General features: G+C 69.4%; 10 protein-coding genes. 1 reads left to right on the forward strand and 9 read right to left on the reverse strand.

Features of this window, described 5'->3' with window-relative positions:
• The first annotated feature begins 278 nt into the window (after positions 1 to 278).
• Complete coding sequence (locus ACIRQH_RS34000) at positions 279 to 950, forward strand: hypothetical protein (protein ID WP_388876602.1); 672 nt, start codon at positions 279 to 281, stop codon at positions 948 to 950.
• Positions 951 to 971: 21 nt separating this feature from the next.
• Here the strand turns inward: ACIRQH_RS34000 and ACIRQH_RS34005 are convergent, their stop codons facing one another.
• The 9 genes from ACIRQH_RS34005 to ggt all read right to left on the reverse strand — a co-directional run bounded on the left by ACIRQH_RS34005 (position 972) and on the right by ggt (position 14,541).
• Entirely contained in the window at positions 972 to 2,501 is a 1,530-nt protein-coding gene (locus ACIRQH_RS34005) for an NCS1 family nucleobase:cation symporter-1 (protein WP_388876605.1), read from the reverse strand.
• A gap of 206 nt (positions 2,502 to 2,707) precedes the next feature.
• Complete coding sequence (locus tag ACIRQH_RS34010; protein WP_358821475.1) at positions 2,708 to 3,730, reverse strand: TIGR03842 family LLM class F420-dependent oxidoreductase; 1,023 nt, start codon at positions 3,728 to 3,730, stop codon at positions 2,708 to 2,710.
• An 18-nt stretch (positions 3,731 to 3,748) separates the two neighbouring features.
• Positions 3,749 to 5,149 carry a dihydropyrimidinase gene (hydA, locus tag ACIRQH_RS34015; protein WP_388876611.1) on the reverse strand — a complete coding sequence of 467 codons (1,401 nt, stop codon included), beginning with the start codon at positions 5,147 to 5,149 and terminating at the stop codon, positions 3,749 to 3,751.
• A 166-nt stretch (positions 5,150 to 5,315) separates the two neighbouring features.
• Entirely contained in the window at positions 5,316 to 6,158 is an 843-nt protein-coding gene (locus tag ACIRQH_RS34020) for a nitrilase-related carbon-nitrogen hydrolase (protein WP_404228644.1), read from the reverse strand.
• A gap of 191 nt (positions 6,159 to 6,349) precedes the next feature.
• Positions 6,350 to 7,906, reverse strand: coding sequence for a PucR family transcriptional regulator (locus ACIRQH_RS34025; protein WP_388876617.1), 1,557 nt, complete (start codon positions 7,904 to 7,906; stop codon positions 6,350 to 6,352).
• Positions 7,907 to 8,060: 154 nt separating this feature from the next.
• Entirely contained in the window at positions 8,061 to 9,344 is a 1,284-nt protein-coding gene (locus tag ACIRQH_RS34030; RefSeq protein ID WP_404228647.1) for an aspartate aminotransferase family protein, read from the reverse strand.
• Positions 9,341 to 10,183, reverse strand: a complete 843-nt coding sequence (locus ACIRQH_RS34035) for a nitrilase-related carbon-nitrogen hydrolase (protein ID WP_358821480.1) — start codon at positions 10,181 to 10,183, stop codon at positions 9,341 to 9,343. The genes ACIRQH_RS34030 and ACIRQH_RS34035 overlap by 4 nt, the downstream gene beginning before the upstream one ends.
• Positions 10,184 to 10,445: 262 nt before the next feature.
• Complete coding sequence (locus ACIRQH_RS34040) at positions 10,446 to 12,095, reverse strand: hypothetical protein (protein WP_404228650.1); 1,650 nt, start codon at positions 12,093 to 12,095, stop codon at positions 10,446 to 10,448.
• A 628-nt stretch (positions 12,096 to 12,723) separates the two neighbouring features.
• Positions 12,724 to 14,541 (reverse strand): gamma-glutamyltransferase, encoded by a 1,818-nt coding sequence (gene ggt / locus ACIRQH_RS34045; RefSeq protein WP_404228653.1) that lies wholly within the window; start codon positions 14,539 to 14,541, stop codon positions 12,724 to 12,726.
• Positions 14,542 to 14,634: the final 93 nt, after the last annotated feature.

A 14,634-nucleotide genomic window follows, 5' to 3' on the forward strand; every position in this document is an offset into this window, starting at 1 on the left:
CACCAATGGCCCGACTCCCTTACAAAGAAGCCCGGTTGAGGGCACGCCAACACCGGGGCCGCCTCCGCGCGACGCGATCCCGCACCCCACCCGCACAAGGTCCCATAAGAGGCGGAGTGTCCGACTGTGTCCCCCAACCGGCCGTCCAGCGGCGGCCGCTGTCACCACGCGGGCACGGAGCGAGTTGGCACTTCCCCACCACAGGGACTCGTGTGACACTGGCGTCCCGTCCGCCGTGCGGACCACGAATCCGCACCGTCCCCCACGAGAAGTGCGCCTTGCGTTCTCTGCCTCTGCCGCTCGCACTCACCGCGCGTCTGCTGCCCGTCGCCGTGCTCGCCGCCGCCGGCTGGGCCCTGGCCGCGGACCCGTTCACCGCGACCCCCACCGCCGAGCACAACTCGACGCAGGACACGCCCACCGACACGGCATCGGCACCGTCCACCGCGGCCGCCGCCAAAAAGACGTACACCGCGTCCCCCGCGCCCTGCACCGGCATCCCCGTCGCCTCGGTCAAAACCCTGGTCCCCGGAGCCAAGACCGCCGGCCAGGAGATCGCGTCGACCGACAAGTCCCTGCGCCGCACCTGCTCGTGGAACGCCCTGAAGGACTTCGACTACCGCTGGCTCGACGTCTCGTACGAGATCAAGGACTCGGACGCCGCGGCGGAGAAGGCCTACAAGAACCGCGTCTCCGACAAGAGCGGCGGCGGAGCGGTCCCCGGCCTCGGCGACTCCGCCTACTCCGTCGTCAACCTCACCACCGAGGACAAGCAGCAGACCCGCGAAGGCGTCGTGATCGCCCAGGTGTCCAACGCCCTGATCGTCATCACCTACAACGGCAGCGACTTCGAGACGAAGAAAGCACCCGGCACCGACGAGATCAACAAGGGCGCCATCAAGGCCGCCAAGGACGCGGTGAACACACTGAAGGGCGGCCAGAAAGCCTGACCGCCCTCCCGTCCCCCACGGTCAGACGACCGTCCGGCCCTTCCCGCGCAGCAGCATCAGCACCAGATACAGCACCATCGACGTACCGAGCCCGACCGCCCAGCCGTAGTCGGCCAGCGACTTCAGCGCCCCGATGGGACGGCCGTCGACCAGCGGATGGAAGTCGGCCCCTCCCACCGCGAGAACACCGCCGGCGAGGAACGCCACCACGGCACGCCAGTTCCAGCCGCCGTCGTACCAGTAGCGGCCACCCGCGCGGTACAGGTCGGCGAGATCCAGCTTGGTCCGGCGCAGGATCCAGTAGTCCGCGATGAGGATGCCGGCGACCGTCCCCAGCAGACCCCCCACCAGACCCAGCCAGGTGAAGATGTAACCCTGCGGGTCCGCGTACAGCTTCCACGGGAAGATCAGCACCCCGAGGACACATGTGGCGAGCGCCCCCATACGGAAACTGATCTTCCGCGGCGCGATGTTGGAGAAGTCGAACGCCGGAGAGACCAGGTTCGCCGCGATGTTCACGGACAGCGTCGCCACCAGCACGGTGACCAGAGCGAACAGGATGCCCACCACGTTGTCCGTCTTGGCGGCCAGCTGCACCGGATCCCACACCGCCTCCCCGTACACCGCCTGCGAACCCGACGTCACCATGACCGACAGGAACGCGAACAACGTCATCGTGGTGGGCAAGCCGAGAGCCTGTCCCCAGGTCTGCGCCCGCTGGCTCTTCCCGTACCGGGTGAAGTCCGGGATGTTCAGCGACAGCGTCGACCAGAAACCGATCATGCCCATCAGCGAGGGCCAGAACAGCTTCCAGAAGTCCCCGCCCCAGCCGAGCTTGGAGGGCTGGTCGAGCAACGGCCCGAACCCGCCGGCCTTGCTGCTCATCCACCAGAGCATCACACCGGCGCCGACGAGGACGAAGGGCGCCGCCCAGTTCTCGAAGCGGCGGATGGTCTCCATACCCCGGTAGATGATGGCGAGCTGGAGCGCCCAGAAGAGGGCGAAGGACAGCCACATGGTCCAGGCGTGACCGCCGATCTGCGAGGCGTTGCGCCATCCCTCGCCGAGGAGCTTGCCGGCGAGGAAGTAGATCGCCTCGCCGCCGATCCAGGTCTGGATGCCGAACCAGCCGCACGCCACCAACGCCCGCACGACCGCGGGAAGATTGGCCCCGCGGACCCCGAACGAGGCGCGGGCGAAGACCGGGAACGGGATACCGTACTTCGGCCCCGCATGCCCGGTGAGGAGCATCGGGACCAGCACGATCAGGTTGGCGAGCGCGATCGTGAAGACTGCCTGCTTCCAGTCCATGCCGACGGCTATCAGCCCCGAAGCAAGGGTCCAGGAAGCGGTGTTGTGGGCCATGCCGACCCAGAGAGCGGAAAAATTGTAGGTGGTCCAGGTCCGCTTCTCGACCGGGACCGGGAGCAGGTCCTCGTTCGCGTAGGGGCCGCTCGGCGCGGGAGCGTCGGGTGCGATCTCCACGCGGCCGTCGGGGAGCGTGACGTGTCCGGAGCCGGACGGACTGTCCGGAGGGACGGTCTCTGTCATGGGCAGGCCAATCGGTGAGGAGTGACAGAAGAGGCCGTGCGGGGACATCCTGCGGGGGGTGCGCGGAGAGCGCCCTGGACCCCTTCCCGGGACGGCGGGAAGGGGCGAACGGGGGTGAGCCTCAAAGGCCCCGGCCATCCGACCTGACCGTCGGCGGATGACGACTGACAGCTGTCAGATATCGGATGACAGATGACAGATTTCCATTACTGTCCGTTGACGCCCGGAATGACCTTCTTGCCGTAGGCGTCGATGGTGGCTTCCTGCGCGTCGTGCATGTCGTACACCGCGAACTGGTCGACTCCCAGCGCGCGCAGGGCGTTCAGCTTCTCGATGTGCCGCTCCGCCGGGCCGATCAGGCAGAAGCGGTCGATGATCTCGTCCGGGACGAACGCGGTGTCGGGGTTGTCGGCGCGTCCGTGGTGGGCGTAGTCGTAGCCTTCGCGGGCCTTGATGTAGTCGGTGAGTTCGTCGGGGACGGCGGCGGAGTGTTCGCCGTACTTGGTGACGAGGTCGGCGACGTGGTTGCCGACCATGCCGCCGAACCAGCGGCACTGTTCGCGGGCGTGGGCGAGTGCTTCGGGTGAGTCGTCCTCGGTGATGTACGCGGGGGCGGCGACGCAGATCTTCACGTCGGCGGGGTCGCGTCCGGCGTTGGCGGCGGCGTCCTTGACGGCCTTGACCATGTACTCGGTGAGGTAGAGGTCGGCGAGCTGGAGGATGAAGCCGTCGGCTTCTTCTCCGGTCATTTTGAGGGCCTTGGGGCCGTAGGCGGCCATCCAGACGGGCAGTTCGGCGCCGGGCCTGACCCAGGGGAACCTGATGACGGTGCCGCCGAGGTCGGCTTCCTCGCCGCGGCCGAGGGCGCGGATGACTTTCATGGCGCCGCTGATGCGGGCGAGGGTGTTGGGTTTGCGGCCGGCGACGCGCATGGCGGAGTCGCCGCGGCCGATGCCGCAGACGGTGCGGTTGCCGTACATGTCGTTGAGGGTGGCGAAGGTGGAGGCGGTGACCTCCCAGGTGCGGGTGCCGGGGTTGGTGACCATCGGTCCGACGGTCAGTGTCCGGGTGTTGGCGAGGATCTGGCTGTAGATGACGAAGGGTTCCTGCCACAGGACGGCCGAGTCGAAGGTCCAGCCGTGGGTGAAGCCGTTGGCCTCGGCGCGTTGCATCAGTTCGATGACGCGGGAGGCCGGGGGGTCTGTCTGCAGGACGAGTCCGAAGTCCATGGCGCCGCTCCTGGTCTCTCAGAGAAGGTACTGACAGGTGGAGCGGGGGGTGTAGACGCCGTGGCCGGCGCGTCCGGTGAACTCCCGCTCGGTGATGACGGGTTCGCCGCGGGAGAGGACGGTCTCGACCTGGCCGGTGACGCGTTTGCCCTCGTAGGCGGAGTAGTCGACGTTCATGTGGTGGGTCTCGACCGACATGGTCTGCTCGGCGTGCGGGTCGTAGATGACGATGTCGGCGTCGGCGCCCGGGGCGATGGTGCCCTTCTTCGGGTAGAGGCCGAACATGCGGGCGGGGGTGGCGCAGGCGATCTCGATCCAGCGGCGGCGGGTGATGTGTCCGTCGACGACGGCCTGGTGGAGGAGGTCCATGCGGTTCTCGACGCCGGGGAGGCCGTTGGGGATCTTGGAGAAGTCGCCGCGGCCGAGTTCCTTCTGGCCGGTGAAGCAGAAGGGGCAGTGGTCGGTGGAGACGACCTGGAGGTCGTTGGTGCGCAGGCCGCGCCAGAGGGCGGCTTGGTGTTCCTTGGGGCGGAGGGGGGTGCTGCAGACGTACTTGGAGCCTTCGAAGTCGGGTTCGGCGAGGTTGTCGGTCGAGAGGAAGAGGTATTGGGGGCAGGTTTCGCCGAAGACGTTGAGGCCTTGGTCGCGGGCGTGGGCGATTTCGGCGAGGGCTTCGCTGGCGGAGACGTGGACGACGTAGAGGGGTGCGCCGGCGACCTGGGCGAGTTTGATGGCGCGGTGGGTTGCTTCGGCTTCGAGGAGGGCTTTGCGTACTTCGCCGTGGTAGCGGGGGTCGGTCTCGCCGCGGGCGAGTGCTTGTTCGACGAGGACGTCGATGGCGATGCCGTTCTCGGCGTGCATCATGATGAGTCCGCCGTTCTCGGCGGAGCGTTGCATGGCGCGGAGGATCTGGCCGTCGTCGCTGTAGAAGACGCCGGGGTAGGCCATGAACTGCTTGAAGGAGGTGACTCCTTCTTCGACGAGCAGGTCCATTTCCTTGAGGGTGTCCTGGTTGACGTCGGAGACGATCATGTGGAAGCCGTAGTCGATGGCGCAGTTGCCGTCGGCTTTGGCGTTCCAGGTGTCGAGTCCTTCGCGCAGGGTGTGGCCGACGCTCTGGACGGCGAAGTCGATGATGGTGGTGGTGCCTCCCCAGGCGGCGGCGCGGGTGCCGGTTTCGAAGGTGTCGGAGGCGAAGGTGCCGCCGAAGGGGAGTTCCATGTGGGTGTGGGCGTCGACGCCGCCCGGGATGACGTATTTGCCGGTGGCGTCGATGGTGCGGTCGGCGGTCCAGGTCTCTGCCGTGGGGGTGCCGGTCGCGGCGAGGGCGGCGATGCGGCCGTCCTCGATCAGGACGTCGGCGTGGATCTCGTCGGATGCGGTGATGACGAGTCCGCCACGGATGACGGTTCGGCTCATGCTCCCTCTCCTTCCGGTTGTGCGTGCGCTGAGGGGGTTGTGGGGCTGTCGGGGTTTGGGGTGGGGGCTGTTTCCTGGTGGGGTGGTCGGTGGTTCGGGGGGTGGGGGGCGTGGGGCCGCGGGTCCGGCGCCGGGTGGGTGGCCGGGCCCGCGGGGTGGGTTGCGCCTAGGGGGCGGTCAGTGGTCCGTAGGTTGCGGGGGCGCGGTCGCGGTAGAACTGCCAGCGGTCGCGGACTTCGCGGAGTTTGGTCATGTCGAGGTCGCGGACGACGAGTTCGGGTTCCTTGTCGCTCGCCACCTCGCCGACGAACTGGGCTTCGGGGTCGACGAAGTAGGAGGTGCCGTAGAAGTCGTTGTCGCCGTGTTCTTCGACGCCGACTCGGTTGATGGCGCCCACGAAGTACTCGTTGGCGACTGCCGCGGCCGGCTGTTCGAGTTGCCAGAGGTAGCCGGACAGTCCGCGTGAGGTGGCTGAGGGGTTGAAGACGATTTCGGCGCCTGCGAGGCCGAGGGCTCGCCATCCTTCGGGGAAGTGTCGGTCGTAGCAGATGTAGACGCCGATCCGGCCGACGGCGGTGTCGAAGACGGGCCAGCCGGAGTTGCCGGGCCGGAAGTAGAACTTCTCCCAGAATCCGGGTACTTGGGGGATGTGGGTTTTGCGGTACTTGCCCAGGTAGGAGCCGTCGGCGTCGATCACGGCGGCGGTGTTGTAGAGGACGCGGGGCTGTTCTTCCTCGTACATCGGCAGGATGAGGACGAGGCCCAGTTCCTCGGCCAGTGCCTGGAAGCGCTGGACGATGGGGCCTTCGGGGATCTGTTCGGCGTACGCGTAGAACTCTTTGTCCTGGACCTGGCAGAAATACGGTCCGTAGAAGAGTTCCTGGAAGCACAGGACTTGGGCACCCTGGGCGGCGGCGTCGCGGGCCGCTTGCTCGTGGACCTGGATCATCGATTCTTTGTCGCCGGTCCATGCGGTCTGGAAGACGGCGGCGCGGATCACTCTGCTCATCGGGACCTCCGGTCGCTCGGTGTGCGAGGAGCTTAGGAAGCCGGGGCGGTCGGTTTGAGTTGCACCGTGTCACGTGTGGAGTGCCGTGCCGTTCCACGGTGTCACCTCCGTGTTGTCCCGTGTTTCGGCCGAGTGGTCGTGTGTTGCACCGGTGTTGCGCATGGGGTCTCGCTGTTGTCGTGCGTCGGGCTTCAGCGTTGTTGTGCGTCGTGCGCGAGCAGGGCGATGTGGACGGATGCGGCTTGTTCGAAGTCGTCGAGGTCGACGCCGAGGTGTGCCTGTATGGCTTCGAGGCGGCGGTAGAGGGCGGGGCGGCTGACGTGGTGGAGCTGGGCGGTGCGTGATTTGTTGCGGCCGGTGGCGAGGTAGGTCCGCAGGACGGGCAGCAGGTGGGGGTCGGCTCGTGCGCCGCTGAGCAGGCCGGCGAGTTCGCGTTCGGCGAAGGACTGGACGTGGGGGTCGTCGCGGAGCAGTCGGACGAGGCCGCGCAGGTGTACGTCGCGGAGGCGGACGAGTGGGGGCTGGTCCTGGTCCGTGGGTGTGTCGGCGGCGGCCTCGGCGACGTGCAGGGCTTCGCGCAGTCCGGTGGGGATGTCGTCCCAGTCGGTGCGGGGTCCGGCGGTGGCGACGGTGGTGGGGGTGCCGGTCTCGTGGTGGAGTCGTACGGCGAAGTGGGTGGCGAGGGCGTCGGCGTCCTGGTCCCGGGGGAGGCTGAGCAGCACGGCGGTGGCGTTGTCGGAGAGTTCGGCGACGAGTCCGGGCAGGCCCAGGAGTCGCAGGAGGCGGTCGAGTTGGGCGGGGTCGCCGTGGGGTACGACGAGGGGGACGAAGGTGCGGCGGTTGACGGGGAGTCCGGCTGCGCGTGCTCGGGGGAGGAGTTGGCGGGCGGGCAGGGCGCCGCTGACGAGGTCGGTGAGGAGGCTCTGGGCGGATTCTTCTTCCCAGGTGTGGGCGGAGCCGCCGAGCATGCGGTGGAGGATCAGGGATTCGGCGGCGCGGTCGGCGAGGAGTCGTCCGGTTCCTGTGTCGCCGCGGTGGCCGCACAGGACGATGCGGCCCCATCTTTCTCCGCGTCCGCCGAGTTCGGCGCGGATCCATCCGTCGCCTTCGCGGCCGCCTGCTTGTCGTGCGATGCGGTCCCAGTCGCGCAGCACGTCGTCGACGGCGGCGCGTTCGCCGGCGGTGGCGAGGACGCGGTGGGCGAGGTTGGTGATGACGACGGGGCAGGCGGTGTGCAGGGCGATCTCGTCGAGCAGGTGCTGGAGGGGGGCGCCGGTGGTGATGAGTCCGGTGAGTGCGGTGCGTACGGTTTCGGAGAGGCTTACGGCGGCGAATTTGCTGCGGACCAGCCGGGATTGGACTTCTTCTGTCAACTCGGCGAAGGGGGAGGGTCGGTGGAGTACGACCAGGGGGAGTCCGCAGCGTTCGGCGGCTCGGCGCATCGCGTCGGGGGGTGTGGGGAAGGCGCGGCCGAGTCCGAGGACGATGGCGGCGGCTTCGGCGCGGTGCAGGGAGCGGATGTAGTCGGCCTGGGCGTCGGGGTCGCCGGCGAGGAGTACTCCTGTGGTGAGGACCATTTCGCCGCCGCTGAGCATGACGCCGACGTCGGCGGCTTCGGCGACGTGGACCCAGCGCACGGTTCGGTCGAGGTGTCCGGCGCCTGCCACCACTTCGGGTTCTCCGGCCTGTACGCGGTCCAGGGCGAGGACCTGGCGTACGGACAGGGCGGGTTCCAGGGTGGTGGTCATGGCGGCGTTCCCCTTTGTTCTGTTGCTCGGTTCGCCTTGGAGCGTCGCGGCCGGTGTCGGGGTCTCGGTTGGCGTTCGGCCTGTGGGGTCGTCGCGTGCCGGGGTTTTGGGCACCGTGCGTGTCGTCGGCCAACTGGTCCTCTTTTGCGCTCTGTTATTGGGCGCTGTTGAGGGCTTGTTCGAGGATTGACGCGCCTTCTTCGGCTTCGGCGACGGTGAGGGTGAGGGGTGGTGCGATGCGGAGGACGCTGGTGTTGTGGCCGCCGCCCTTGCCGATGAGGAGGCCTTTTCGGCGGGCTGTTTCGAGGACGGCGGCGGCGGCTTGGGGGTCGGCGTCGTCGGTGCCGGGTTTGACGAGTTCGATGCCGATCATGAGGCCGCGGCCGCGGACTTCGCGTACGCCGTCGAGTTGGGCGGTGATGGCGCGGAGGCGTTCGATGAGGAGGCCGCCGACGCGTCGGGCGTTGCCTTGGAGGTCGTGTTCGAGGAGGTAGGTGAGGTTGGCGAGTCCGGCGGCCATGGTGATGGGTGAGCCGCCGAAGGTGGAGATGGAGTTGGAGTCGAGGGTGTTCATGATGTCGGCGCGGGCGACGACGCCGCCGATGGACATGCCGTTGCCGATGCCTTTGGCGAAGGTGAGGATGTCGGGTGGTCCGGAGGCGGCGTGGGCTTGCCAGCCCCAGAAGTGTTCGCCGGTGCGTCCCCAGCCGGTCTGGACTTCGTCGGCGATCCAGAGGATGCCGTGTTGGTGGAGGACGTCGCGGAAGGCTGCGTAGAGGCCGTCGGGTGGTGCGGTGAAGCCTCCGACGCCTTGGATGGGTTCGGCGATGAGTGCGGCGGGGGTGCGGGTGTGGCCGAGGAGGTCTTTGAGGTCGTCGACGCAGGCGGTGATGAAGGCGGCGTCGTCGAGGTGGGCGTAGGGGCCTCGGGTGCGGACGCCGCCGTGGACGTATTGGGTCTGGAGGGGGGAGAGGCTGGTGGGTGACCAGCCTTTGTTGCCGGTGATGCCGACGGAGGTGAAGGAGCGGCCGTGGTAGCTGTTGCGCATGGCGAGGATCTGGTTGCTCTGCCGGTGGGTGGTGGCGAGCAGGAGGGCCGTGTCGTTGGCTTCGGTGCCGGAGGTGGTGAAGAAGACGCGGGCGTCGGGGATGCCGGAGAGTTGGGCGATGCGTTCGGCGAGGTCGACCATCTGCCGGTTGAGGTAGAGGGTCGAGGTGTGGATGATGCGTCCGGCTTGTTCGCTGACCGCTTTGGTGACTTCGGGGAGTGCGTGGGCGGTCATGGTGGTGAGGATGCCGCCGAAGAAGTCGAGGTATTTGTTGCCGTCGGTGTCCCAGACGTGGCGTCCCTCGCCGTGGGTGATTTCGATGGGGTCTTCGTAGTAGAGGGTGAGCCAGTCGGGGAGGACGGCTTTGTGGCGGGTGTGGAGGTCGGTCACGGCTGCACCAGCCCTTCGTAGGCGTCGGGGCGGCGGTCGCGGTAGAAGGCCCATTGTTGGCGGACTTCTTCGATGAGGTCGAAGTCGAGGTCGCGGACGATGAGTTCTTCGTTCTTGTCGCCTGCGGGGTCTCCGACGAACTGGCCGCGGGGGTCTACGAAGTAGGAGGTGCCGTAGAAGTCGTTGTCGCCGTATTCCTCTTGGCCGACGCGGTTGATGGCGGCGATGAAGTATTCGTTGGCGACGGCTGCGGCGGGTTGTTCGAGTTGCCAGAGGTGGGCGGAGAGGCCGCGGGAGGTGGCGGAGGGGTTGTAGACGAGTTGGGCGCCGTTGAGGCCGAGTTGGCGCCAGCCTTCGGGGAAGTGCCGGTCGTAGCAGATGTAGACGCCGATTTTGCCGACGGCGGTGTCGAAGACGGGCCAGCCGAGGTTTCCGGGCTTGAAGTAGTACTTCTCCCAGAAGCCTTTGACCTGGGGGATGTGGTGTTTGCGGTATTTGCCGAGGTAGGTGCCGTCGGCGTCGATCACGGCCGCGGTGTTGTAGTAGAAGCCGGTCTGTTCGACTTCGAAGACGGGCACGATGATGACCATGCCGGTTTCGCGTGCGAGTTCGCGCATGCGGGTGACGGTGGGGCCGTCGGGGACGGGTTCGGCCCAGTTGTAGTGCTCGGGTTCCTGGACCTGGCAGAAGTAGGGCGCGTTGAAGACTTCTTGGAATCCGATGACCTTGGCGCCCTGCCGGGCCGCCTCGCGGGCGTGTTCCTCGTGTTTGGCGACCATGGATGCGGTGTCGCCGGTCCAGGTGGCCTGGACGAGGGCGGCGCGTACGACGTTGGCCATGAGCTGCTCCTTCGACGGGACGTCAGAGAGCTTCTACGCCCGTAGACAAAGGCTGTAGAGGCTCGAAGGTAAGCCCCCCGGACAGCCTTGCCAAGACCGTCGTCGTTACCCCGCTGAGTCGATCACGTTTCCCACTCCCACGGGTGAAGGACGTGGCCGGTGGCCCGGGCGATGGGCCCCGATCGGAGGACGGGCGGGTGGCCGGTGGGTGTGGCCGGCGGGGTGGGTGTGCGGGTGGTGCGGTCGCCTCGGGGGCGGGTGGTCATGAGGTGAAGCCGGCGACGCGCAGGGCGTGGACGAGGTCCCAGTGGCGTTGGTCGGAGACGGTGCGGGCGGCTTCGAGGAGGAGCGGGACGATGCGTTGCGGGTCGGGCTGGGCGCTGCGGGCGGCTTCTTCGGGGGTGCGGACGCGGACGTAGGCGCTGAGGAGTGCGCCGAGTTCGCGGTGGCGGCCCTGGTCGGCGAGGTCGAGGACGGCGGCGCCGATCTCGGGTGCGGGCCGGGCGGCGCCTTGGCGGAGCATCTGTTGTCCGTCGGTGGTGAGGCCTGCGGCGGCGAGGGCGTCGGCGGCGGCGACGAGCCGGTCGGCGGGCAGGGAGGCGGCTTCCCACAGGAGGGTGGCCCAGTCTGCGTCGAGTCCGTGGCGGTGGAGTTCGGCGGCGAGGTGGGGGAAGCGTGCGGCGGGCCAGTGGGCGGCTTCGACGAGGAGGGCGTGTGCTTCGCCGCTGCGGCCTTCGCCGCGGAGCCGGGTGAGGGTGGTGACGGTCTGTGTGGTGTGGTGCCGGGCGTCGTCGTCGGGTGGGGTGGCGGCGGGTGCGGGGTGGGGTGCGGGTTCTTCGGCGGCTCCGGCGAAGCGGGCGCCGCGTGGTGTGCGGCGGCCGGGTGCGGCCGGGGTGGGGAGGGTGGGTGCCGTGTCGGGCACGGGGGTGGGGTCGGTGTCCGCTTCGGTCATGCCGGCGAAGCGGGCGCTGCCGCGGGTGCGGCGCTTGGAACGTTTGGGGGTGGGTGCGGCGGGGCCGTCGGCCGGGGTCGGTTCGAACGCGGTGTGCCGGGTGTCGGGTTGGGGTCGGCCGTCGGGTGTGGGGGTGTCGTCGCGGTGCCGGTCGGGTGTCCGGTGCTGATGGTCGTGGGGTGTGTGGTCGGCCGGTCCGTTCCTCGGGCCGCCCTGGGTGGGGACCCACGGGTGGGGGTCGTCGGCGGGGGCCGGGGTGGAGGGGGCGGTGGGGCCGGTGTCGTAGCGGTCCGGGTACGGGCCGGTGTACGGGTCGGGGGCGCCTGGTGCGGGCCTGAGCGGGTGGGTGCCCTGTGCGGCGGGGTGGGCCCTGTTCTGCGGCTGCGGGGTCCAGGTGCCGTCCGGGGCGGGCGCGCGGTGGGCCTGTGCGGGGCGCGGCGGTGCGTGCGGGGTACGGCGGTCGAGGCCGTCGAGGCGGCGGCGCAGTTCGGCGCAGCGGGCGGTGGCGCGTTCGTGGTCGTCGTGGGCCCAGGCGAGGTCGAGGCGGATGGCGTCGGCCTCCTCGTGGGTGCCGGCGGTGTGGAGGAGGCGGGCCAGTTCTGCCTGGCGTTCGGTGGCGTAGCGTTGTTCGCGGAGCATGACGTCGAGGCGGTCGCCGAGGGCGTCCCGGCCGCCGGGTCGGGCGTCGTGGGCGGCGAGTGAGGCGTGGTGGAGGGTGCGGGCGCGGTCGGTCTCCTGGGCTGCGGCCCGGTCGCCGTATCCGGCGAGGAGGTCTTGGAGGAGGGCTTCCACGACGTCCCAGGGGGGTACTTCCCAGCCGTCGAGGCAGGCTCTCATGCCGTCGGGGTCGCGTTGCCAGAAGACTCCGCACCAGCCGCCGCCTTGGTCGAGCCGGTTCATCAGCTCGTTCAGGTAGCGTGCGAACTCCCGTACCTGTCCAGGGAGTTGTTCTACAGTCATCACCCAACTCCCGCCCGACTGGAGTGCCCCGGTCCGGTAGAAAACACCAGCCGTGTTACGTATCGGCTACAGGGAGTTTTCGGCGCGGGCGCAGTGCCCTCAAAGATGGATCACTTCGGCGTGCTCCGCTTCGGGCGCGCCGAATGTGGGGCGACCCTACTCCCCTCCCCCGTCCGCGTGTTGGGGGTCGGTCAGGTCCGGTCGACGGATGGGTGGCCCGCTGCGGGGGCGCGGTGGTGGAGCCTGGTTCGGGGGTGTCGGCGCATCCCGGCGGTGCGCTGGACGATGTACGGGTCCCGGCCGCCGGGGCGGGGGGATTCTCCCTCGCGGGGGGCCGGCTCAGGGAGGCCTGGTGGCGGTACTCGTAGGCCGAGGTGGGCGGGGCCGTCCCGATGAGGAGCCCTCGGGGGGCGGGTCGGGGGGCGGCTCCACCGTCCGGCGGAGGTGGGCGACCGCGAGATGGCGCGGCCGGATCGTCTCTTCCCGGAACGCCGGCCCCGGAGCCGATGATCCGGGGGTCCCGCGGCTCCGGGGCCGGCGGTCCGGGCGAGATCCTCGCCCGGACCGCCGCGTGGCGACGTGTGGCGCGCGTGGCGCCGCGTAGCGCCGGGGGGGCGCCGGGGGGCGTCTACGGTGCCGGTCGCACCACCATGGCCGAACCGCCGCCCCGGCGTACCTTCTCCGCCGCGGCCAGCCATTCGCCGTTCGGGAGGCGCTGGATGCCGGTGGCGGCGCCGATCTCCGGGTTCGGTTTGAAGGAGTGGCCGATGGCTTCGAGTTGGGCCTTCAAGGGGCTGTCGTAGAGGCCGGGTTCGAGTTCGGTCTGGGCCGTGTTGCGCTGGCTCGCGCGGGGTGCGGCGATCGCGTCGACCAGGGGGAGGCCCCGGTCGACGAACTCGGTCAGGGTTTGCAGGACGGTGGTGATGATGGTCGCGCCGCCGGGTGAGCCGAGGGCCACGAGGGGCCGGCTGTGGCGGTCGAGGACGATGGTCGGGGAGATCGACGAGCGCGGGCGTTTGCCGGGGCCGGGCAGGTTGGGGTCGTGGACGGCGGGGCTGGCGGGCGCGAAGGAGAAGTCCGTCAGTTCGTTGTTGAGGAGGAATCCGCGTCCGGGGACGGTGATGCCGCTGCCGCCGGTCTGTTCGATGGTCAGGGTGTAGGAGACGACGTTGCCCCACTTGTCGGCCACCGTGAGGTGGGTGGTGTTCTCGCCCTCGTACGTCGTCGGGGCGGTCTTGCCGCCGGTGGTGCAGGCGGCGGGGTGGCTCGGGTCGCCCGGCGCGAGGGGGCTCGTGAGTACGGCGTCGTCCTTGATGAGGCAGCCGCGGGAGTCGGCGTACTTCTGTGCGAGCAGGCCTTGGGTGGGGACGTCCTCGAAGGCCGGGTCGCCGACCCAGCGGCCCCGGTCGGCGAAGGCGATGCGGCTCGCCTCGATGAAGCGGTGCAGGTAGCGGGCCTCGCTCGCCTTCGAAAGGTCGGTGTTCTCCAGGATGTTGAGGGCTTCTCCGACGGTGGTGCCGCCGGAGGAGGACGGGGCGATGGAGTAGACGTTCAGGCCGCGGTACGAGGTCCTGGTGGGTGCCTGGCGTTTCGCCTCGTAGGCGGCGAGGTCGCGCGTGGACAGCTTGCCGGGGCGGGCGTTGTAGCCGGAGGCGGGGTCCACGGGCGGCTTGTCCGCGGTGGCGACGATCTCTCGCCCGAGTTGGCCGTGGTAGACGGCGCCCATCCCCTTCTCCCCCAACTCCGCGTAGGTGCGGGCCAGATCGGGGTTCTTGAAGGTGGAGCCGAGGACGGGGAGGGAGCCGCCGGGGAGGAACAGCCGTGCGGTGGCGGGGAAGTTCGCGAACCGGGCCTGGTTCGCCTCGGTCTGGGAGCGGAAGGTGTCGTCGACGGTGAATCCGTCGCGGGCGATGCGTTCGGCGGGCTTCAGGACGCTGCCCAGGCGCTTGCTGCCCCAGGTGTCCAGGGCTGTCTGCCAGGTCGCGGGGGTGCCCGGTGTGCCGACGCTGAGGCCGCTGGTGACGGCGTCGGCGAAGGCGAGGGGCTTGCCGTTCTCCAGGAACAGTCCGGAGTCGGCGGTCAGGGGTGCCGTCTCGCGTCCGTCGATCGTGTGCACGGTACGGGACTTGGCGTCGTAGTAGACGAAGTAGCCGCCTCCGCCGATGCCGGAGGAGTAGGGCTCGGTGACGCCGAGGGCGGCGGCCGTGGCGACGGCCGCGTCCACGGCGTTGCCGCCGTTCTTCAGCACCTCGATGCCGGCGGCGGAGGCGTCCTGGTCGACGCTCGCGACGGCGCCGCCGTAGCCGACCGCGACGGGTGTCTTCGCGCCGGTCGTTCTCGCGGTGCCGGGGCCGGCCGGTGCTGCGGGGGGTGCCGCGGCACCGACCGTCATCACCGTGGCCGAAACCGCCAGGACCGCCAGATTCCGCGCAACAGGGCGTCGCATCCGTACCTCCAGTCAACAGCCGTCCGCGCAGCGTAACGTCGATGCCATGCTCGCGTCAGGACCGCCTCGAACGTGTTTCCGCGGGCCCGCTAG

The organism is Streptomyces sp. NPDC102279 (genome assembly GCF_044766365.1).
GTDB lineage: Bacteria > Actinomycetota > Actinomycetes > Streptomycetales > Streptomycetaceae > Streptomyces.